The 19,432-nt window shown below is 39.3% G+C and carries 22 protein-coding genes, 1 tRNA gene and 1 pseudogene; 5 read left to right on the top strand and 19 right to left on the bottom strand.

Annotated features, from left to right (window positions below):
• The 3 genes and pseudogenes from K6D58_RS08960 to csrA all read left to right on the top strand — a co-directional run.
• Positions 1-433, top strand: a pseudogene (locus tag K6D58_RS08960) (flagellar hook-associated protein 3); the annotation flags it as partial.
• Between the two features lie 37 nt (positions 434-470).
• Complete coding sequence (fliW, locus tag K6D58_RS08955) at positions 471-914, top strand: flagellar assembly protein FliW (protein WP_296829894.1); 444 nt, start codon at positions 471-473, stop codon at positions 912-914.
• Entirely contained in the window at positions 914-1,132 is a 219-nt protein-coding gene (gene csrA, locus K6D58_RS08950; protein WP_296829892.1) for a carbon storage regulator CsrA, read from the top strand. The genes fliW and csrA overlap by 1 nt, the downstream gene beginning before the upstream one ends.
• Before the next feature lie 2 nt (positions 1,133-1,134).
• On the opposite strand, the gene tsaB is transcribed toward csrA, so the two are convergent.
• The 19 genes from tsaB to lnt form a co-directional block, all read right to left on the bottom strand.
• On the bottom strand, positions 1,135-1,824 hold the full coding sequence (tsaB, locus tag K6D58_RS08945) for a tRNA (adenosine(37)-N6)-threonylcarbamoyltransferase complex dimerization subunit type 1 TsaB (protein WP_296829890.1): 690 nt from the start codon (positions 1,822-1,824) through the stop codon (positions 1,135-1,137).
• Positions 1,824-2,255 (bottom strand): tRNA (adenosine(37)-N6)-threonylcarbamoyltransferase complex ATPase subunit type 1 TsaE, encoded by a 432-nt coding sequence (tsaE, locus tag K6D58_RS08940; protein WP_296829888.1) that lies wholly within the window; start codon positions 2,253-2,255, stop codon positions 1,824-1,826. Before tsaE ends, tsaB begins: the two co-directional genes overlap by 1 nt.
• A 14-nt stretch (positions 2,256-2,269) precedes the next feature.
• Positions 2,270-2,533 carry a hypothetical protein gene (locus tag K6D58_RS08935; protein WP_296829886.1) on the bottom strand — a complete coding sequence of 88 codons (264 nt, stop codon included), beginning with the start codon at positions 2,531-2,533 and terminating at the stop codon, positions 2,270-2,272.
• Between the two features lie 60 nt (positions 2,534-2,593).
• Positions 2,594-3,679: a PilZ domain-containing protein gene (locus tag K6D58_RS08930; RefSeq protein ID WP_296829884.1), complete on the bottom strand. Its 1,086-nt coding sequence runs from the start codon at positions 3,677-3,679 to the stop codon at positions 2,594-2,596.
• 50 nt (positions 3,680-3,729) lie between these two features.
• Positions 3,730-4,326 carry a hypothetical protein gene (locus K6D58_RS08925; protein WP_296829882.1) on the bottom strand — a complete coding sequence of 199 codons (597 nt, stop codon included), beginning with the start codon at positions 4,324-4,326 and terminating at the stop codon, positions 3,730-3,732.
• Positions 4,327-4,341: 15 nt separating this feature from the next.
• Entirely contained in the window at positions 4,342-6,408 is a 2,067-nt protein-coding gene (fliD, locus tag K6D58_RS08920; protein ID WP_296829880.1) for a flagellar filament capping protein FliD, read from the bottom strand.
• Between the two features lie 38 nt (positions 6,409-6,446).
• Positions 6,447-6,827: a flagellar protein FlaG gene (locus tag K6D58_RS08915; RefSeq protein ID WP_296829879.1), complete on the bottom strand. Its 381-nt coding sequence runs from the start codon at positions 6,825-6,827 to the stop codon at positions 6,447-6,449.
• A 123-nt stretch (positions 6,828-6,950) separates the two neighbouring features.
• Complete coding sequence (locus K6D58_RS08910; protein WP_296829877.1) at positions 6,951-7,805, bottom strand: flagellin N-terminal helical domain-containing protein; 855 nt, start codon at positions 7,803-7,805, stop codon at positions 6,951-6,953.
• A 335-nt stretch (positions 7,806-8,140) separates the two neighbouring features.
• Positions 8,141-9,001 carry a flagellin N-terminal helical domain-containing protein gene (locus tag K6D58_RS08905; RefSeq protein ID WP_296829875.1) on the bottom strand — a complete coding sequence of 287 codons (861 nt, stop codon included), beginning with the start codon at positions 8,999-9,001 and terminating at the stop codon, positions 8,141-8,143.
• A 272-nt stretch (positions 9,002-9,273) separates the two neighbouring features.
• Positions 9,274-9,912: an RdgB/HAM1 family non-canonical purine NTP pyrophosphatase gene (rdgB, locus tag K6D58_RS08900; protein ID WP_296829874.1), complete on the bottom strand. Its 639-nt coding sequence runs from the start codon at positions 9,910-9,912 to the stop codon at positions 9,274-9,276.
• Positions 9,881-10,846, bottom strand: a complete 966-nt coding sequence (locus K6D58_RS08895; protein ID WP_296829872.1) for a hypothetical protein — start codon at positions 10,844-10,846, stop codon at positions 9,881-9,883. Before K6D58_RS08895 ends, rdgB begins: the two co-directional genes overlap by 32 nt.
• Positions 10,847-11,115: 269 nt before the next feature.
• Positions 11,116-12,099 carry a DHH family phosphoesterase gene (locus tag K6D58_RS08890; protein ID WP_296829870.1) on the bottom strand — a complete coding sequence of 328 codons (984 nt, stop codon included), beginning with the start codon at positions 12,097-12,099 and terminating at the stop codon, positions 11,116-11,118.
• Between the two features lie 78 nt (positions 12,100-12,177).
• Entirely contained in the window at positions 12,178-12,609 is a 432-nt protein-coding gene (locus K6D58_RS08885) for a hypothetical protein (RefSeq protein ID WP_296829868.1), read from the bottom strand.
• An 11-nt stretch (positions 12,610-12,620) separates the two neighbouring features.
• Complete coding sequence (gene argF / locus K6D58_RS08880; protein ID WP_296829866.1) at positions 12,621-13,571, bottom strand: ornithine carbamoyltransferase; 951 nt, start codon at positions 13,569-13,571, stop codon at positions 12,621-12,623.
• 136 nt (positions 13,572-13,707) lie between these two features.
• Positions 13,708-13,780 (bottom strand) — tRNA-Met (locus tag K6D58_RS08875).
• A 26-nt stretch (positions 13,781-13,806) separates the two neighbouring features.
• Positions 13,807-14,088 (bottom strand): thioredoxin fold domain-containing protein, encoded by a 282-nt coding sequence (locus K6D58_RS08870; protein WP_296829865.1) that lies wholly within the window; start codon positions 14,086-14,088, stop codon positions 13,807-13,809.
• A gap of 2 nt (positions 14,089-14,090) precedes the next feature.
• Complete coding sequence (gene nrdR / locus K6D58_RS08865) at positions 14,091-14,561, bottom strand: transcriptional regulator NrdR (RefSeq protein ID WP_296829864.1); 471 nt, start codon at positions 14,559-14,561, stop codon at positions 14,091-14,093.
• Positions 14,558-15,211: a biotin transporter BioY gene (locus tag K6D58_RS08860; protein WP_296829862.1), complete on the bottom strand. Its 654-nt coding sequence runs from the start codon at positions 15,209-15,211 to the stop codon at positions 14,558-14,560. Before K6D58_RS08860 ends, nrdR begins: the two co-directional genes overlap by 4 nt.
• Positions 15,208-17,409 (bottom strand): apolipoprotein N-acyltransferase, encoded by a 2,202-nt coding sequence (gene lnt / locus K6D58_RS08855; RefSeq protein WP_296829860.1) that lies wholly within the window; start codon positions 17,407-17,409, stop codon positions 15,208-15,210. Before lnt ends, K6D58_RS08860 begins: the two co-directional genes overlap by 4 nt.
• A 72-nt stretch (positions 17,410-17,481) precedes the next feature.
• On the opposite strand from lnt, the gene K6D58_RS08850 reads away from it, so the two are divergent.
• Positions 17,482-18,657: a galactokinase gene (locus tag K6D58_RS08850; RefSeq protein ID WP_296829858.1), complete on the top strand. Its 1,176-nt coding sequence runs from the start codon at positions 17,482-17,484 to the stop codon at positions 18,655-18,657.
• Positions 18,654-19,409: a 5'/3'-nucleotidase SurE gene (gene surE / locus K6D58_RS08845; RefSeq protein ID WP_296829856.1), complete on the top strand. Its 756-nt coding sequence runs from the start codon at positions 18,654-18,656 to the stop codon at positions 19,407-19,409. Before K6D58_RS08850 ends, surE begins: the two co-directional genes overlap by 4 nt.
• Positions 19,410-19,432: the final 23 nt, after the last annotated feature.

Below are 19,432 nucleotides of genomic sequence, written 5' to 3'. Positions count from 1 at the left end.
AGATAAAGACGGAAATACTCTTGGTGACCTTGGAATTATTAAGGATAAAAGTCAGCTTCCTCCATACAATATTGCAGATAATGTAAAAGTTTCAGGTGGTTCTCTTTTTGATTCAGTTATTGCACTTAGGGATGCAATGCTTCGTGGTGATACAGAAGCTATCGGCGGAAGAATTTTAGGAACTGTAGATGAAGGTATGAATAACCTTACAACCCGTCTTGCAAAGTCAGGCAGCGAATATGAACGTGCCATGAACAATGTAGAACTGGCTAAGACAAATAATCTTAACGTTACAAGACTTGTAAGCAGGGAAGGTGACATTGATATGACAAAGGCAATTACTGACCTTAAAATGCTTGAATATGTAAATCAGGCAACCCTCAGTAATGCCGGAAAAATGTATTCAAGTACTTTGCTTGATTATATGCGTTAATAAATCAGGTAATTAAAAATAAGGCAGGTTATATAATATGCAGGTTAAAACAAAGATGATGGGAACTGTAGAAGTTGATCAGAGTCATGTTATTACTATTCCGGAAGGTCTCTTTGGTTTTGAAGAGTATACTGATTTTGTTTTAGTAGAAAGTCAGTACAAACCTTTTGTGTGGCTTCAGTCACTTAAAGAAGAAAATCTGGCATTTTTGCTTATAGATCCCTTTATCATCTGCAGTGATTATGAAGCTGATATTGATGACAGGGAGCTTCTTAAAATTGGTATTAAGGATCCGGCTGATGTTACGGTTATGACTGTAGTAACTGTTCCAAGTGACGGTAGTGCAGTGACTGCAAATCTCCAGGGACCACTTATTATCAATAAGAAAAACCATCAGTGTATGCAGGCCATTCTTGACGGAACAAAATGGACTACAAAGCACAATATCCTCGGTGCCCTTAAATCAAAGGAGGGTAACTGATGTTAATTTTATCTAGAAAAGTTGATCAGAAAATACGTATTGGTGACGAAATTACGCTTACAATAATTGAAGTAAGGGGTGATCAGGTTAAGATCGGCGTTGAAGCTCCAAAAAATGTAAAGGTATTCCGTCAGGAAGTTTTTGAAGAAATACAGAATGAAAATATGGCTGCCTCAAAGCAGCCAACAGAAGAACAGCTTAAGAAACTTTTTTCTTAAAACTATTTACTTTCATTAAGTTTTTTTTCACGAACAATTTCAGCTTCGCTTTTGCGGACATAAAGGGGACCATCATAATCAGAAAGTGGTTCCCTTTTTTCTTTTATCATGTTTTCTGCAATTTCAAATAAACTTTCACAGGCATCGTTTTCAGGACTAAAACAATGTACGGAATACATAGGATAATCTGTATTTACCCTTTCCGTAAAATCCTTTGCTCCAGGGCCGCATACAAGAACCCCTGCATCAGCATCTATCTGTTTAAGAATATCTTCCGTAATTAAGTCTTCATCTTCCCTGAGTTTTTCTCCCCTTACAAAGAAATTGCAGAAGTATTCATCTTCTTTTGCTTCGATTAAAGGAACTACTGTTTCAAGGGCTTTTTTGTATGGCCAGGCATAGGCTTCCAGGGATGGTACTCCATATAGGGGTACATTGTGGGAAAGGTTAAGGGCCTTTAAAGTACTCATACCCAGTCTTAAACCTGTAAAAGTTCCAGGGCCAGAAGTACATACTGTATAATTAAGATCTGAAGCAGTAAGACCTGCCTCTTTCATAACATAATCAACCGCAGGAAGAAGTTTTTCTGACTGTTTAATTCCTACATCCAGAGTAAGTTTAATAAGGTTATTTTCTTTTTTTGCTGCTACTGTAATTTTTGATACGGCACAATCAATTGCAAGGGCATTCATCAGTTTATCTCCACATCCCAGTTTTCTATTGTTATTGTTCTTCCTGAATCTTTGTCAGGAGTAATAGTCATGTAAATTGTTTTTTTAGGAAGTTCTTTCTGAACTTTTTCGCTCCATTCAATAATGCATACTCCGTCTCCGTAAAGCATTTCTTCTACACCCAGATTAAGAAAGTCTTCTTCTCCTTCAAGTCTGTAAACATCCATGTGATAAAGAGGCATTCTGCTGCCTTCATATTCACTTATGAGACAGAAAGTAGGGCTGGTAATATTGTCTTTTACACCAAGAGCCTGAGCAATTCCTTTTGTAATAGTTGTTTTTCCGGCAGCAAGTGTACCTGTCATGGCGATGACATCACCGCTTTTTAAATGAGCACCGATTTTTTTTCCAAGTTCAATGGTTTCTTCTGAGGAATTAGTATGAAAAGTCATAATTTGCCTTTGTATCAGGGAAGTTTTCCTTCATTGGAAAGTTCCGTAATGTATTGTTTTAAAGATTTTGTAATAGGAAGGACCGGATAGTCAAGAGTTTTTGGTAAAGGCTCCAGATCTATATTTTTCATTCCAAGAGGATTTATTTCAATTGAAAAATTCACTTGAAAGGATACCTGCTGATTGAGCACTTCCATAATGACTGTGGCTTTGTATCTGTCGATGTAGTATATGTAGCTTTCCTCTTTAGAAATTGCTCGTAATCCTAAAATCCTCATAAAGTATATTTTAATGCTTATCAATTAAAAAAACAATTAGCTTTTATAAAATCTTATGCTTCAGGAAAGGGCGTCATAACCGTAAATCTGGGCATAAATCCTGTTCTGGGCAGATACTGAAATCTGATTGAATTTAACATGAAGAATGTAATTCTTTCCGTCCTGGGCTTTATTTGTAACTATTATTTGTCCTGAAGCCTCCAAAGGTTCCGGTGTTTTCATCTGAAAGTAAAGCTTAAGGAATTGTCCTTTTTTTATTGGAAGGGAAGTTTTTAAGCTGCATCCTGTAGCTGATATATCCTGAAGTTTTCCCGGGTATCTGTGGTCTAAAACGGTAATTTTCTGTTTATTTTTGCTGCTGTCAATTTTTACTGCAGAGAATTCACATGGACTTTCTACATCCATACGTTTTGCCATTCTGCGGAGTATAGGCTGAAGCTGATCAGAAACAGTTACAACCATAAGTTCCCGGTCTTTATTATCTTTTTCGTATCTGATTACCCTTGTAATCATTTTATAACGGGTATCTGATTGTGTACTGAAGGACATGCTTATTTTGCTGAAAACATCAGGCTTGCAGTCGCATTCATTGAAACCCTGGGGAATTTGCAGGGTCATGCCTGTTTCTTTATTTTCAAGAAGGGTAAAATTCCACAGTCTTTTTTTATTGTCATTGTAAGTAAAAGTCAGGCCTTCCTTAAGGCTTCGTGTACTTTTAAGCTGTAACTTCTTTTCGTGACATTTTTCAAGTTTATATCTGAGACTGAAAAGTTCCTGAATTTTATTTTCCAGATTTTCAAGTACTATCATGTCCTGATAATCAGAAGCAAAGATACTGTCCATCAGCTTGTTGTCCCTGTAACTGAATTCAATATTTGGTATTTCATTTTTTTTACACAGATTCCAGAGAAGAACAGTTTCTTTTTTTGTAAGGGAAGCTTCCTTTGCCAGAGCCTTAACGTTTTTAAGGGTTGTAGGCAGGGATTTATGGGAATCAATCCAGTTTTTGGAACTATGAAGGTTCTTAAAGTAACGTAATATAAGGTAGATTATAAAAAGAACAAGAAGTACTCCAAGAGCAGCGAGAATAAAGAGATAAGTAAAGCTGTCCTGCCTTGCGTTTACAGGGGATAATTCTTTTGGCATACTCCCTCCTTATCTTTCGTTTTACCTTAAGTTATGGAAAGATTCTTACTTTATTGTAACATATTCTTTACGGATTGTGAAAGTTTTCTAAGCCTTGGAGAGATTTCGTATTCAGCAATATCACCTGTTGTTACAGTGTCATTGTTTTCCAGGGCTTCCTTAAAATCTGCAAGAAGTGGTGTGAACTCCTTAAAGAATTCTCCCATATCCTGACCGTCAACTTTAATGGCAGTATAGGTTTCCGGAAAAAGTGCGCTGAATGTAGCTGTACGGCAGAAGGAATCAACTGCGTCTGCAAGATTTGCAATAATTGCATGAGCTTCCTTATCTTTTCCACCCTGAAGATAAATGCTTACGTTGGAAAGGTCTTCCGTTAGTTTTTCAAAAAGGGACACACAGCTGATAAATGAATTTCTTATTTCTGATTCAGAAATTACTTCAAGTTCTATAAGTGTATCTTCAGCAAGTTCAATCTGGCAGGCCTGATCAAAATCGTCAGCAAGTATTCTTTTACCATTGATTTTTATTCCGATTGTGGCTGCATTATTTTTTACAGCTTCTTCTTCAAAAGCTTTTAAAACCTGACCTGCAGTTTTTTCATCTTCCAGTGTTACATCAGCATTCTGACCGTTAATTATAAGTTTCACAATATACCTCTTATATTATTGTCGGCTGTTTGCATTGGAATAATTATTTAAAGTATTCTGCTGGGCTTCAAGATTGTTTAATGTTCCTTCCATAGTCGCATACTTGGATTTAAGTTCTGCTTCTTTCCGTTCAAGCTGAGTCTCAAGCTTTGTAATCTTGGAATTTGAATTCTTTATGCTTGTTTCAAGGGCATTTGTTTTTGCAGAAATAATTCCACCTGACTGAACCCAGGATGAAATCTGTTTATCAAGAAGGAAGGCTACACCATTATCAATAATAAGGTCTCCGTCTGAATCAAAACCAAACATGTTTTTTATTTCATCAAGACTGGATTCAAGCATCTGGTCCAGTTTTTTTTCATCAACTTCAAGATAACCCCTCATTTGTCCAGGATTATAACCCCTGCTGCCAGTACTTGCATTAGTAGAAATACCTATTTGAGAAAGAAGTGTTACCTGTGCATCTGTGGAATACTTGTATCCTGAAGAAATAATTCTTTGAAGGGATGTTTTTCCGTTTGTAAGGGTAAAGTCCCCCTGGAACATTCCCAGCCTTTCTTTTGCTTTTTCCTGTTCATCAGAAGAAAGATAGTCAAGTTCAGAAATAACTTCCTGCTTGTCTGTAGAAAGAATATTCATCTCTGCTATAGTCTGGTTATAGTTTCCGACAAAATTAATTAAAGCGTCTTTTGCAGAAGCCGTATCCGGATCTATTTTTACCGTTACCGTTTTTTCGCTTGCATCATGAAGGTGAAGGGTTACATGAGGAATAACATCGTCTATGTCATTTGTACTTCTGTTCATGGTAATGCCTTCGTATTTAATGACTGCATCTCCTGCTTCCGTAATAGGGTGGGATGGAGCAAAACCCTTGTTTTTTGTTGAATCAAAGGCTTTAAAGTCCGTAACGGTTATTTGAGAGTTAGTGCTGGAATTTCTGACAACAAGAGTTTTTGCATCAGGATAATCCTTAAGGTTAAAGGTAACACGGGTCATGCCGCTTTCTTTATCTTCCTTAAATTCTGCCTGATCAATTTCTGTTTCTTTTCCGTCAGAATCCTTAACATAAAAATAATGACTGCTGCTTATGCTTTCCAGAGGTTTCCAGTCTGGATCTTTTTTCATTCCAGAATCACTGCTGCTGTTACTTACAGAGATTCCCCCATAAGTGATGCTTCCCGGGGCAGGCATCTGGGGCAGGGAAGACCTTTCGTTTATTTCTTCTGTAATATCTTCCTTAAGCTCTTTTTTATATGAAAACTGAATTGCGAAATCCTTATTATTTCTGGCCTGTGATGGAAGTTCTGTTTCAAAACCGCTTCTCTGGGGGAGAGTAAATTTATTATCTTCAAAACTTACATTATCCCTGGAAATTTCCGGCATATTTTTTTGAACGACTGCGTCTTTTGTATCTGTATCCTTTATTTTTGTAAGATCTGTGGCAAAGTCAAAAGTTTCAGGTTTTACTTCACCAATCATGTCTATGGATTTTACAAAGGAAAGGGCATCGTTTTCAAAGGTAAGGGCGTTTTCTTTTCCTGTTTTTAATGATTCAATAAGGAGGGATTTTTTATCTGCACTTACTCCGATAAGGCTGGCCTTGATAATGTTACTGCCTCTTTTATTTACGGCTGTTACAAAATCACTTACTTTTCCACCTTTCCAGTTAAAGTCCAGACTTTTATCTCCTGTGTGAAATGTGTATTTCCCCTGTGGTACTTCCAGGTCTTTATCAATGTTTCCGCTTAAAAATCTGTCAGCGGTAGCAGGTTTAATTACGTCTACTTTAAAAGAACCGAACTCTGCTTCTCTTCCTGCGTCTACAGTTAGTGAATTTTCGTCTGAAGAAGTTGTGAGTTTACTGTTAAATGGATTTTCAAATGAGTAAAGGGTTTTTACGCTGTCTCTGAGAGCAGACATTTTTTGATTAACATTACGCCAGGCATCCTGCTGCTTCTGATAGTTTTCAAGCTGAGTTTGTTCCCTTTTAAGAGGAATTCTCTCAACTTCCATCATTGATTCAACGAGATCGTTGGTTTTATATTTGTCAGTGACGCCTGGAATTCCGATTCCGTCTGCCATAGATTTATACGCTTTTCCTTAATGAAATTTACTGAAGGTCAGATAACTTCGTCAAAAAGTAGTCCAATTTGCTGCTTAAGTCTGCTCTGAAATTTCTGAACTTCCTCAGATGGAATTTCACGTATAACTTCGTTGGTTTTGGAATTTACGACTCTTACGATTACTTTGTCGAGATCTTCGTTAACGTTAAACTGAAGTTTGTGTCCGTAAACCATGTCAGAAAGTCTCTGAAGCTCCTGAACATCAGCTTTGGTATCTTCAATACTCTGTGAGATGTTTTCTGTTACTTCTGCAGCGCTGTCCGGCAACTTGTTGATTGATTCTGCCTGAGCCTTAACTTTTTTTGTTGCCTCGAAAGAACTGCTGACTGATGTGCCATCCATTGCACTGGTCTTTCCAATCATACTAATTGTATTCATGGCATTCCTCCTTGAAAAAAAAGAGTGGGGAAGGGGGCGCACCCCTCCTCTCTCTTACGGGATTTTATTGTCCAAAAGAAGACATCCAGATTTCTCTCAAAACAATAAAACCACGATTTTATTCTACTGAAGCAAAGCCAGAACGTTCTGTGACTGACTGTTAGCCTGTGCAAGCATTGCTGTACCAGCCTGTGAAAGAATAGAATTCTTTGTGTATTCTACCATTTCAGAAGCCATGTCTGTGTCACGGATACCAGATTCTGCTCCCTGCATGTTTTCTGCAGCTACTGCAATACCGGCAGAAGCCATTTCAAAACGGTTCTGATAAGCACCAAGATCTGCTCTCTGACGAGAAACTGTCTTAAGTGCGGCATCGATAGTACCGATAGCCATGTTTGCAGTATCAGGAGTAGAAATACTGATCTGTTCATCAGTTCCCTGTGTTCCCTTCAAGCCAAGAGCCTGAGCGGTCATAGTACCGATGAAAGCAGTAACTCTCTGATCCATATTGGCACCAACCTGGAATGTCATAACCTGGTTTGTTACAGAGTTTTCTGCAAAACGACCTGTAAGAAGGTTCATTCCGTTGAACTGTGCCTGACTTGCAATACGATCTACTTCTGCTACAAGCTGAGAAACTTCAACCTGAATCTGCATACGGTCTTCATCGCTGTAGATACCGTTTGCTGACTGAACTGAAAGTTCGCGGATGCGCTGAAGAATGTCTGTAGTTTCCTGCAGGTATCCTTCTGTAGACTGAATGAATGAAACACCATTCTGAATGTTTCTGTTAGCCTGATTCAATCCACGAATCTGTGAACGCATTTTTTCAGAAACTGCAAGTCCTGAAGCGTCGTCTCCAGCTCTGTTGATTTTTTCGCCTGAGCTGAGTTTTTCAATGCTGCCCTGAAGCTGTGAGTTAGAAACTCCAAGTTCGCGGTTTGCAAACATTGAACTCATGTTGTGATTAATAACCATAATTGCCCTCCATGATTCTTTACGTATAGCTTCATGCCATACGCCTGTTTGTATGGGTAAATACCGGTTTTTGCGCCCCCGATATTAGTTTTAGCCCCTTACAGCAGGAACTGTTTCTTATTTTAGAGCCTTGTACAGAAAAATAAGTAACCGTCTGTGCTGTTACAAACACATTTCGGACATTTTCAAAGAACAAAATCCTTCTAAAACAAAGGATAAATGGATTGTTAATTGATACGATTTTTATTAAGCGAGAAGGGTAATGAAAAAACGTACCGCACAATCAATCAGTATGGGCATATTTTTAGATACACCCATACCGACATTATACTACACTATTGGAGCAAAGACAATACTGACTGGCTCTGGCTGTTAGCCTGAGCAAGCATAGCTGTTCCTGCCTGTGTAAGTACTGAATTCTTAGTAAACTCTACCATCTGTGATGCCATATCAGTATCACGAATTCTTGATTCAGAAGCCTGAGTATTTTCAGCTGCTACATCAAGTCCCTTTACTGCATAGTCAAGGCGGTTCTGGTAAGCACCAAGGTCTGCACGCTGTTTGTTAATCTTTTTAAGAGCTTCATCCAGTGTGCCGATTGCACGGTTGGCTTCATCCGGTGTCGCAATTGTCATTACATCTTCAGTACCGATTTCGCGGATACCAAGAGCTTCTGCAGTCATAGTTCCAATATAAACCTGAGTTCTCTGGTCCATATTTGCACCAATGTGGAGCCACATAGAAGCTGTAGGAGTGTTTTCTCCTGTTGGCTTTGCAAAGCGTCCTGTAAGCATGTTCATACCGTTGAACTGTGCCTGGGAAGCAATGCGGTCTACTTCGGCAACAAGTGCTGAAACTTCAACCTGGATCTGCATGCGGTCTTCATCGCTGTAGATACCGTTTGAAGACTGTACGGCGAGTTCGCGGATACGCTGAATGATATCAGTTGTTTCCTGAAGATAGCCTTCAGTTGTCTGAATGAAACTGATACCGTTTGAAGCGTTTCTTGAAGCCTGGTTCAAGCCGCGGATCTGTGAACGCATTTTTTCAGAAACTGCGAGTCCTGAAGCGTCATCTCCGGCTCTGTTGATTTTTTCGCCGGATGAAAGTTTTTCCATGTCTTTAGTAAGACTGCCATGAGTAACTCCTAAAGAGCGGTTGGAAAACATTGCGGACATGTTGTGGTTGATAACCATAGTTTGTTCCTCCGTGGAAATTGTCAGGTCAAAATCCTTTTTAACCTGTTGTAAAAGAAGGCATCTGCATTACAAGGCTACATCTGCCTTTCTTTTACATGAATCCCCTGGCAGCTGCCGATCTCAACGAGACCATACTGCCATAGTTATTCTCTTTGTCTATCGGCGGTGTAAAATAAAAACTTTAATATTTTTTTTAATTTTTTTTATTTTTTTAATAAAAAAAGGGCCTGTCCTTAATTTTCGTAAGGACAGGCCCCGTAAAACTTTATTCAGGCTAAAACCTGGGAAGCTATTTTCTTTATAGCCCTTGCAGCTTTACCCCTGTGGCTGATGGCATTTTTTTCTTCTGCAGAAAGTTCTGCTGCAGTACATTTTCTTTCCGGAAGATAAAAGACTGGATCGTAACCAAATCCACCTTTTCCCCTCTGTTCATTTATGTCTGCAATCAGTTCTCCTTCCATTGTTTCCTGGGCTACATAAAGCCTGTCAGGGCCCATGTAAAGCACCATGGCACATACGTAATGTGCCTGTCGTGTAAGTTCAGGGTTTTTACTGACTGCATCAGAAACCTGCTTTACCAGATATTCATTCTGTTTTTCCTGAGGAATTTTACTCCCGTCAGGTTTGCCCTTCATATATTCCGGACCTGCATATCTGGATGTGTAGATTCCAGGTGCTCCATCTAGTGCTGTGGCACATAAACCTGAGTCATCTGCAAAAACAGGGCAGTGTACTATCTGCCATAAAGCTTTTGCTTTTATAAGGCTGTTTTCGTAAAATGTTGAACCTGTCTCTTCCGGATCAAATTCGATTCCTTCATCAGAGGGAATTACCACCTGGTGTTCCGGAAAAAGTTCAGCCATCTCTCTTTTTTTATTAATGTTTCCGCTGGCAAGGTAAATTTTCATGTTCCCGAGGATACCACTTGAGCTTTATCTTGTCCACGTCAGTTTGAACCCTTTTCATTACATATTCACAATGACGTACTGACATTCCCAGAATTGATGCTACTGTTTTTGTTGATGGTACCAGCATGCGGTGACTTTTCAGCAGTTTCTGATTTGCAAGTTCCCACATTCTTGTGTGTTTTTCGTATCTTGCAGCCAGATGTTCAGCCCAGTTACTGTGTTTTCTTATTCTAGGAATTTCAAGGGAATACTTTCTATGATAAAAAAAAGCATTATCCCTGGCTCTTGTACACATTATTCTCCTGGTAATTTTGGAACTTATTGAATTTTTAGCTTCTGAAATCATGTCTTCAAGAACGTTTCTGGAAGTCTGGGTAACAAAACTGACTTTTTCTATGAGTTCATCCGTAATGTTGTAACAGGATTTTAAGGCAAGAATAAGAAGTGCGTCCCTTTGCAGCTTTTCTTCCTTTTTAAGATCAGGCTTTCTTTTTTTACTGCAAATCCTTTTTCTCCATTCCTCCTTCATTTCTTCAATAGAGTGGTTTTCTTCGTTGACAAAGGGTTTTAAGGAACTTTCACAGCAGCTGTATTTGTAAGCTTCACTGTCATATTCAATTTCCATAACACCCAGACAGGATTCTTCAGATACATTTTTTCTTGTACTGAATTTTTTCCATGTTATCAGGGAGTTCCTGATATTTGAGTGAAGAAAAGCTAAAAAAGTTCCATCTGCCGGGTTGTAAACCTCCAGCATTTTAATGAACCTTGAATGAAGGTATACAAGAAAGTCCATTAAGCTGTCATAACTCAGACTGGTAAGTGAAAACCTTTCTTTCTGAGTGTAAATCAGCTCCCATAGGATTTTTGCTCCTTCCTCCGGAGAAATAATTTTTTTGTTGACCGCCAGGGCAGTCAGTTCAATCTGATCCATTTTTTTCCCTCCCTTTAAAAATGATCAGATAATTAAATAGCAATTTCCGTGCCAGTTAATAAAATTACTTATTTTGACTGTTTAAGGTATTTTTCTGAATGAAAAGAGGGAAGTATTCTTAGTAATTAACTAAGAATATTAGGAAATAAATAATAAAATAAGTGAGTAACTAATAATATTAGTATATAACTAATATAAATAATCAGTTTTTTTATAAAAAAATCCTGCCGGATGTCAGACTTTTCTTTAACCCGGCAGGATTGTATATACTAAAGTACCTTCATGAATTCCTTTATAAGTACAGGAAGCAGTGTTTCTATTCTGCCTTCGGTACTGGCTCCACTGGCATTTTTGTGACCGCCGCCACCAAATTTTGCAGCTATGGCACTTACGTCACATTTGTCCCTGGATCTTAAGCCCAGGGTGCAGGTGTGTTCAGTGTCCTGTCTTACGAAGGCAACTGCTTCTACTCCTTCTACAGCAAGCATAAGGCTGTAAAGGGAATCACTATCCCTTCCTTCTGAACCATACTTACGGGTATCTTCCATTGTTTCATAAGTTACTACAAGTTTTCCTTCTGCATGGCGTTCAGCTCTTTCAAGCATAATGCCCAGGAGCTTTCTTGTAGACCAGGGTTTTCCACCGGTAATATCCTGATAAACGGCCCTTGGATTAGCGCCTGCTTCTACGAGTCTTGAAGTCTGAAGGAATACTTCTTTTGAATTTTCCGTAAGGAACCTGAAGTATCCTGTATCTGTAGCCATTCCAAAGAAAAGTGTATCTGCCTGTTCTTTTGTAAGTTTACCTGACAGTGCTTCGATAAGCTGTTGTACAAGAAGACAGGCTGCGGGACTTGTAGGGTCAATAATTGTATTTTCACCCTGAACTTCTGCAGTTTTATGATGATCAATTATAAAGGTATCAAGTTCTTCAAGATCACCTTCTATTTCTCCCAGTCTTTGAATCTCGCTGCAGTCTGTAATTATAAGTCCGCATTCCTTTCTTTCCTGCTGATTTATAAAGGGAAGGGTCGGGGTAAAAAGGTCTGCATATTTTTTTATTTCGCTTCTCTTAAAGGGACCTGCATTTATCATTATGTAAGGTTTATGAAAGAATTCTGCAATATAGGAAAGACCCATACAACTGGAAATACAGTCTCCGTCCGGTTCCTTATGTCCTGCTATTATAAAACTTTCATGGTCTTCCATGAATTTCTTAAAGCTGCTGATTTTTTCCTGTGAAATAATCTCCATGATGTAAATCCTTTTTTGTTTTTAAAATAAAAAAGGCGGGAACCTTTGGATTCCTGCCTTCTGCTTTACAAAAAGCTTTTAGTATTCAATTTCGAGGGTTTCAGCATCTGTTCCCTCAATCTTGGCACCATTCGGCATAAGTCCCCATACAGGGTCCCTTTTGTCTGTAGTTACATTAAGCCATACCTTAAGGAAATTTCCGTCCTGCTTGATAACAGTCATGTATGGGCTTACACGCTTTGCTTTTTCACGGAATTCAAGCTTGCGTGGTTCTTCCTTCATCCAGGCCTTGGGAAGGGTGACCTGTCCAACATTTACTCCACCTTTAGCATAGAGAACTACATATGCGTCCTTGGAATCCATTACGCGGTAAATTTCCAGGTTCTGATATGTTAACGGAGAAATATTGTCTCCATGATCCCAGATAGGCTTTGATTTTTCATTGTCCTGTGCAAAAAAAGGCATGCAGAAGCAAACTGCCAGTGCAAGGGCTGCTGATAATTTTTTCATGTTAAACCCCTTTAAATTAAGGCGAGCATGATGGCTTTTATGGTATGCTTGCGGTTTTCTGCCTGATCAAAAACTTTGCTTGCGCTGCTTTCGAATACATCTTCCGTTACTTCCTGACCTTTTACGGCTGGAAGGCAATGAAGGAAAATTGTACTGCTTTTACCGGTAGCGGCCATAAGTTCCCTGTTCACCTGATAAGGTTGAAGAAGTTTTGTCCTCTCATCCTTGAGGGTTTCTTCTCCCATAGAAACCCAAACATCAGTATAAAGGCAATCTGCGCCTTTGACAACTGAAATTTCATCTGAAATAGTTATTACGGCACCGGATTCTTTTGCAAAAGGAGTACAGATTTTTATTATTTCTTCATCAGGGGAAAGTTCTTTTGGAGCAAAAATGGAAAAATTAATACCGAATTTTGCACAGATAAGCATAAGGCTTCTTGCCATATTGTTTCTTCCGTCTCCACAGAAACATACTGTAAGTCCCTTAAGGTAACCAAACTCTTCTTTAAGTGTCATTATGTCTGCCAGAACCTGAGTAGGGTGGAATGAATCTGTGAGGCCGTTAATTACCGGTACACCAGAGTGTTTTGCAAGAAGTTCTACATGTTCCTGACTGAAACCGCGGAATTCAATTGCAGAAAACATTCTTCCAAGAACACGGGCTGTATCTTCTACACTTTCTTTTCCGCCCAGCTGAATGTCAGCTGTAGACATAAATACAGGGTGGCCGCCTTCTTCTCCGAAAGCTGTCTCAAAACTTGATCTTGTTCTTGTAGAACGCTTTTCAAAAATAAGGGCTATTGTTTTACCAAGAAAACGCTGGTGAACTTCTCCTTTATGGGACTGTTTCTTTACAAGAAATGCGGTGTCAAGAATCCACTGGATTTCTTCTTTTTTCCAGTCAATCCAGTTAAGGAGGCTTCTTCCTTTGAACGGGCTTTTGAATTTTTCTGCTTTCATACCTGAACTTCTCCTTGAAGGGTTTTTGTTTTTTAACTTACATTTCTGCCTGGTGATGTTTTTATATGGAGAAACATCATTTTTGTAATGTAAAAACAAAAAAGGCTTTCCATTGCTGAAAAGCCTTTTTACAGTATAGGGGCAATAGGATTTGAACCTATGACATACGGAATATGAGTCCGGTGTTCTACCAGCTGGACTATGCCCCCATAGAATGATGAGAGTATATATTTTTTTACTGATTTGTGTCAATAGTATTTTTGAAAATCTGTGGAAAAATTTTTAATAATTCATCTCTTTCACTACATCTGGCTGTTTCTGTCCCATCTTCAATAAAAATAATCTGGGGACAGGTTATTACACCGTATTTTACTGCAGTTTCCCTTCCTTTACGGGAGTTACAGTCTATTTCTTCCAGAATAAAATCATATTTATTACGGAGATCCATAAGGGTATCTTTTACTTTACTGCACCTGCTGCAATTGTGCTGGTAGAGGAAGAGAAGTTTTTTCTGCATTTTTACTGTTCGCTCTGTTCTTTTTCAAGACGCTTTACTTCGTTGATAAATTCCGTAAGGTTTGCAAACTGCTTGTATACACTGGCAAACCTGATGTAGGCAACTTTATCAAGATTGTAAAGCCTTTTAAGTACCAGCTCACCAAGATCGGCTGTACTTATTTCCCTGCTGGATTTTCCGGCCTGGTAAGCTTCGTCTTCGATTTCGTCGTTAATCTGTTCTACGAGGGAAGTTGGAACAGGTCTTTTTTCCAGGGCACGTTCAATTCCCTTGTAAAGTTTCTGAGGATCAAAAGGTTCACGCCTGCCGTCCCTCTTAATTACCATAAAAGGCTTTTCTTCAATTCTTTCGTAACTGGTAAACCTGTAACCGCAGCTGCAGCATTCCCTTCTTCTGCGGATACTGCCGCCGTTTGCCATGGTTCTTGATTCAATTACTTTATCTTTTAAACTTCCGCAATAAGGACATCTCATTTTTCTTTTCTCCTGTTTTTTTTCTGGTTATAGGACCTGAGTTTTTCCATTAATTCTTCTTCTTCCTTAAGGGCACTTTCAAGTCCGGGGTACATGAGCTTAGCTGCCAGAGGCCTGAGTATTATACTTGATGCGGTGCATACTGCAGCCTTGCCCAGCTGAAGGTTCAGTTTAAGTAAATGTCTTTGAATTATAAGGCCCGGATTTTCACCTGAACTTTTTATGTACCAGAGAAGCCCCGGAATGTAGCTGAAAAAAAGACCTGCCGTAACTGCAAGAATTGTCCTGATCCAGATACCCTTATCTTTTCTTTCAAAGGGTGAGGGATGTTTTAAAATAAGTCCTGCTGCCAGGGCTCCCGTAAAATATCCCCAGAGCCAGCCTCCGTCTGCTGCCGTAAAGCTTTCAAATCCCTTTTCAAATCCGGGAAAAAGTGGAAGTCCGGCTATTCCTGCCATAAGGAAGATTCCGGCTGATGAACTTCCGTTTACTCCACCAAGGACGCAGCCTGCCATAACTGCAAGCAGGTTCTGTACTTCCATGGCACTTTCTCTGGAATGAAAGCTTAAAAGAACACTTAAGCCTGTTAAAAGGGAGAATGTCAGTGTTCCAAGGCTTCTGAAGGAGTTTCTTATGGTTCTTTCTTTCATTCTTTAGTTTTTCCCGGGGCAGCTTTTTTTGTGCCTCTGCTTTTTGTAGAACTGCTTTTACTTTTTGATGCTGTGCTTTTAGCTGCAGTTGTTTTTTTAGCAGCGGCTTTTTCCGTTGTGGTTTTTGCACTTGTGCTTTTAGCTGCAGTTGTTTTTGCCCTTGCAGTTGTTTTAGGAGCTGAAGTTTTTGCCGCAGCTGTTTTTTCAGGCTGAGTTTTTGAAGAGGCTTGACTTTTCTTTTTTGCAGCAGTCTTAACTTTTGATGCTGAACTTTTACTTTTTCCTGAAGTCTTTTTTTCTTCAAGTAAAGAAGCAGCTGAGTCTGTAGTATCTGTATCTTCAGAAAAACTTATTTTCTGATCTTCAATTTCCTGTGAACTGTTTTTGATTGAGATAGTGACTGTTAATCTTGAAAGCCTTTTAAGTTTGTCTTTGTCTATATAAGGACTTAAAGTTTCGATCAACAGGACAGCAAGAATAATGATAAGGCCTGTTATGGCAATATAGTCTCCAAAAACAGAGAAAACCGTAATCTTACGCTGGTATACCGGCACGCTTACAGCCATTACGTCTGTTGTAAAAGGTTTTAGATCTGCCATAATCTTTCCGTTTGGAAGGACAACAGCTGAATAGCCTGAATTGCAGCATCTTACCAGGGTAGTTCTGTATTCAAGGGCAAGAAAGCTTGCCACTACAAAGTGCTGGTATTCTGCAACCGGTGTCTTTGACCAGGAATCATTGGTTATGTTCATGAATACTTCGCTGCCTGAATTATAGAGATTTCTGCAGACAGAGGAGAAAGTGTCTTCAAAGCATATAGGTGTAGTAAAGTTAACAAAGGCAGAAGGATTTTCCCTGGTGTTTTTCCTGTATTTTTCCGTTACGGAAGAATCTGAATTACCGTTTTTATCAAGGGGGATTGTTGTATATCTTTCTGCTCCGTAATTAAGGGGAGTTTCCTGATATTTCTGTGACTTTAGCGGAATGCGGAAAAGTACATGCTGAAATCCAGGTTCCCAGCCGTCTGAACCATAGTGAACAATGTCATCCATTATGTATTTGATTAAAGGAGAATCAGACGAAGGAACATATTCGGCAAAAGGTACAAGCTGCATTTTGCTGTAAAAGCCTGAATACTTTCCTTTTGCATCATAGAAGATGGCACTGTTTGAGTCCAGTTTGTTTTTTCTGTCTATAAGGGTGTCTCCGCCTATTATAAAGGGAGTTGACTTTTCCTTTATGTATGAAGAAAGGCTTTGTTTTGCAGGATAATCTTCGTAAAAAGATTCACCTCCTGGAAATTTATGGGAAAGGACACCTTCACTCCAGAGGACAAGGTCTGCCTTACTGTTTTTTTCTTCAAAGATTTTAAATGCCCTGTCAGTCTGTTCCATGGAAACTTTAATTGTTTCAGATTCATCTGTTTCCCATGGGTCCCTGTTCTGCTGGACTATAACTGTATTTACATGTTTTACGGGCTTGCCTGTAAAAATATAGTTCCAGCTGCCGTATAAAAGACTTACAAGAAATAAAAAGGCAGTAACTTTACCCAGGGCTTTAAGCTGAATCAGGTCCTTCCTGAATTTAACTGAATCAATTTTTGTAATAAGGAGAATGATTCCCTCTGCCAGAAAGGCATTGGTCAGTGCCATTATAAAGGTTATACCCCATACACCTGTAACTGCTGCAATCTGAGTCAGCAGCTTCCATCTGTAGGAAGCCATAAAGATTGTTCCCCATGGAAAACCCATGCTGCCTGTTGATTTTATATATTCCCAGACAACATAGCAGATGGAAAACCACAGGGCTCTTTTTATCATAAAGGTGTGGTCCATTTTGAATGAATCACGTAAAGAAACTGATTTTTCTTTTTTCATGTAGGGAAGCATAAAGAAAAGACCGCAGCAGCCACCTTCAAAGGCCGTACCAAGGGCGCTGGCACCTAAGGCGAATATTCCGAATCCCCTGAAGTTACCAAGCCACCAGCAGGAAGCTAGGTGAACGGTAAGTATCTGTATGCTGCTTATGGCAAAGGCCTGTCTGAATTTTTTAGTGCTGAATATGGCAATGTAAAAAGGTATAAGGGAAATTAATCCCAGTGATGGTATTCCAAAAGTATATATGCTGCCTGGAATGGCAAGGGAAAGTGCCAGTCCCGAAAAAACGGCGTAAAAAACTTGTAAAATGAAGGAAATCATTATATTATTTTAATTATTACAGATAAAAAAAGCAACATTCAATTAAAAACAGGGGTTTAGGGGTATCTGACTATGGATGAGGTAATAAAGTCACATAAAAAAGAATACGGTTGCAAACCTGACGTGGTAGTTTCTGCACCCGGACGATTTCATCTTATGGGTGAACATACCTGGTTTTTCAGGGATAAGACTCTTTCCATGGGAATTAATCTTCCGGTTTATGTTGCGCTTTCCCTGAGAAAGGATTCTGAGTTGAACATGCAGTTTGTTCAGATGGGCGAAAAAAGCCGTGCAGGTATGGTTCAGCTAAAAATCAAGAAAGAAGACAGATGGACTGCATCTTTAAAGGCTGTACTTCTTGCCTTTGCTGATTCAGGTTATGAATGTTCAGGTATGGATGTGACTATATGGTCAGAAGTTCTTCCTTCTGCAGGTTTTGGTATTACAAGTGCCATTAAGGTTGCCTTTACCTGGGCTGTCGGTGAAGTTTTTTCCTTTAAGTGCTCAGACAGTGTTCTTCTTAAGATAATTGAAAAGGCAAACAGAAAGTATCTTTCCCTCAATAACCTTAAGGCTGATAATTTTACTGCCGTTTATTCAAAGGAAGATTCACTTCTCCTTACAGATTACAGTACAGGCAGCTGTGAAAACATTCCTTTTTCCCTTGAAGGAAAGACTGTTGTACTTACTGATGCTGAAGTACCCCGGATTGTTACCTGGAACGAAGAAAGCCTTTTTCAGCCGGAAAATGTTCTTCTTCTTGGTGAACTTAAGGAACTCCGCTCCAATGTTTACGGTGGCTGGCAGTATGAGGAAAACCGTTCAGAAATAGCAGAAGTTTTTTCTGTAGTCAATGAAGATACAAAAAGAAGGCTTACCTGTGTAATGCAGGAACATAAGAATGTTCTTGATGCAGTTAATGCCCTTATGAAAAATGATTTTTCTACATTTGCCCGTTCAGTAAATAAAAGTCACGAAGTTATGAGGGATTTATATGATATCTCCTGTCCTGAAATTGACTGGCTTTTAAAAAGACTTCAGGATATTGCCCCAAGTCATGACTATATAAGAAGTCCTGAAAGCTGCGGCAGAATTACAGGCAAGGGCTTTGGCCGTTGTACCTATTCAATTTTGCGTAATGAAGATCTTGATAAATACAGGGAGAAACTTGCTGAATACGAACGTATTTTTGGTTTTTCTCCAAAGCTCTATGAAGTTAAGCCTGCAAGAGGCGTGCAGATTTTATGAATATACTGCTGACTAATGATGACGGTTACGGGGCAGCAGGTCTTGAAGCTCTTTATGATGCACTGTCTGAATATAATGATCTTACTGTAATAGCACCGGCTTCCAATCGTTCAGGCTATTCAGCCCGTATTACAATGAACCGTAAACTTGAACTGGTCTGTCATGGAAAAAACAGGTATTCCCTTGACGGAAGTCCTGTTGACTGTGTAATAGCAGGTTTAAGGTCAGATCTTTGCGGTGGTATTCCTGACCTGGTAATTTCCGGTATTAATCACGGCTATAATCTTGGAACAGACATAATTTATTCCGGAACCTGCGGGGCTGCAAAACAGGCCTGCGTAAACGGAATCCCGGCCCTTGCCCTTAGTGTAGAAGGTTCTTCCTTTAAGGCAATGGCATCCTTTGCTTCTAAAAACCTTGAACTTCTCTGCAGTCTTTGCGGCGGTAAGAGTAAGAGCTGGGGAAATGAACTTGAATATTTTGTAAATGTTAACGGTACTTCCTTAGATGCCTATAAAGGTGTACAATTTACTTCCCTTTGCTACAGAAGTTATAATGATAATGTAATAGCAGAAAAAGAAGATTCCCGTACTTTCTTTTCGATTACAGGGGGAGGCAGTATAGTGTCTGAGGGATCTGAAGATAATGACTATATTGCAGCAGAAAAGGGATATATCAGTGTTTCCCTTGTAAGTCCGGGGCCGGGTTTAAACAGGTCACCGCAGTCCTGCAGCGGTAATTTCATTCTGTAAGTCATTTGAATGGAGGGGAACAT

This window comes from Treponema sp. (genome assembly GCF_024696245.1).
In the GTDB taxonomy this organism is placed as follows: Bacteria; Spirochaetota; Spirochaetia; order Treponematales; family Treponemataceae; genus Treponema_D.
This window is presented reverse-complemented; position numbering and strand designations above follow the sequence as displayed.

Coding starts and splice junctions, on each gene's coding strand:
- fliW (WP_296829894.1), top strand. CDS start 471: ATGCAGGTTAAAACAAAGATGATGGGAACTGTAGAAGTTGATCAGAGT.
- csrA (WP_296829892.1), top strand. CDS start 914: ATGTTAATTTTATCTAGAAAAGTTGATCAGAAAATACGTATTGGTGAC.
- tsaB (WP_296829890.1), bottom strand. CDS start 1,824: ATGAATGCCCTTGCAATTGATTGTGCCGTATCAAAAATTACAGTAGCA.
- tsaE (WP_296829888.1), bottom strand. CDS start 2,255: ATGACTTTTCATACTAATTCCTCAGAAGAAACCATTGAACTTGGAAAA.
- K6D58_RS08935 (WP_296829886.1), bottom strand. CDS start 2,533: ATGAGGATTTTAGGATTACGAGCAATTTCTAAAGAGGAAAGCTACATA.
- K6D58_RS08930 (WP_296829884.1), bottom strand. CDS start 3,679: ATGCCAAAAGAATTATCCCCTGTAAACGCAAGGCAGGACAGCTTTACT.
- fliD (WP_296829880.1), bottom strand. CDS start 6,408: ATGGCAGACGGAATCGGAATTCCAGGCGTCACTGACAAATATAAAACC.
- K6D58_RS08915 (WP_296829879.1), bottom strand. CDS start 6,827: ATGAATACAATTAGTATGATTGGAAAGACCAGTGCAATGGATGGCACA.
- K6D58_RS08910 (WP_296829877.1), bottom strand. CDS start 7,805: ATGGTTATTAATCACAACATGAGTTCAATGTTTGCAAACCGCGAACTT.
- K6D58_RS08905 (WP_296829875.1), bottom strand. CDS start 9,001: ATGGTTATCAACCACAACATGTCCGCAATGTTTTCCAACCGCTCTTTA.
- rdgB (WP_296829874.1), bottom strand. CDS start 9,912: ATGAAAATTTACCTTGCCAGCGGAAACATTAATAAAAAAAGAGAGATG.
- K6D58_RS08895 (WP_296829872.1), bottom strand. CDS start 10,846: ATGGATCAGATTGAACTGACTGCCCTGGCGGTCAACAAAAAAATTATT.
- K6D58_RS08890 (WP_296829870.1), bottom strand. CDS start 12,099: ATGGAGATTATTTCACAGGAAAAAATCAGCAGCTTTAAGAAATTCATG.
- K6D58_RS08885 (WP_296829868.1), bottom strand. CDS start 12,609: ATGAAAAAATTATCAGCAGCCCTTGCACTGGCAGTTTGCTTCTGCATG.
- argF (WP_296829866.1), bottom strand. CDS start 13,571: ATGAAAGCAGAAAAATTCAAAAGCCCGTTCAAAGGAAGAAGCCTCCTT.
- K6D58_RS08870 (WP_296829865.1), bottom strand. CDS start 14,088: ATGCAGAAAAAACTTCTCTTCCTCTACCAGCACAATTGCAGCAGGTGC.
- nrdR (WP_296829864.1), bottom strand. CDS start 14,561: ATGAGATGTCCTTATTGCGGAAGTTTAAAAGATAAAGTAATTGAATCA.
- K6D58_RS08860 (WP_296829862.1), bottom strand. CDS start 15,211: ATGAAAGAAAGAACCATAAGAAACTCCTTCAGAAGCCTTGGAACACTG.
- lnt (WP_296829860.1), bottom strand. CDS start 17,409: ATGATTTCCTTCATTTTACAAGTTTTTTACGCCGTTTTTTCGGGACTG.
- K6D58_RS08850 (WP_296829858.1), top strand. CDS start 17,482: ATGGATGAGGTAATAAAGTCACATAAAAAAGAATACGGTTGCAAACCT.
- surE (WP_296829856.1), top strand. CDS start 18,654: ATGAATATACTGCTGACTAATGATGACGGTTACGGGGCAGCAGGTCTT.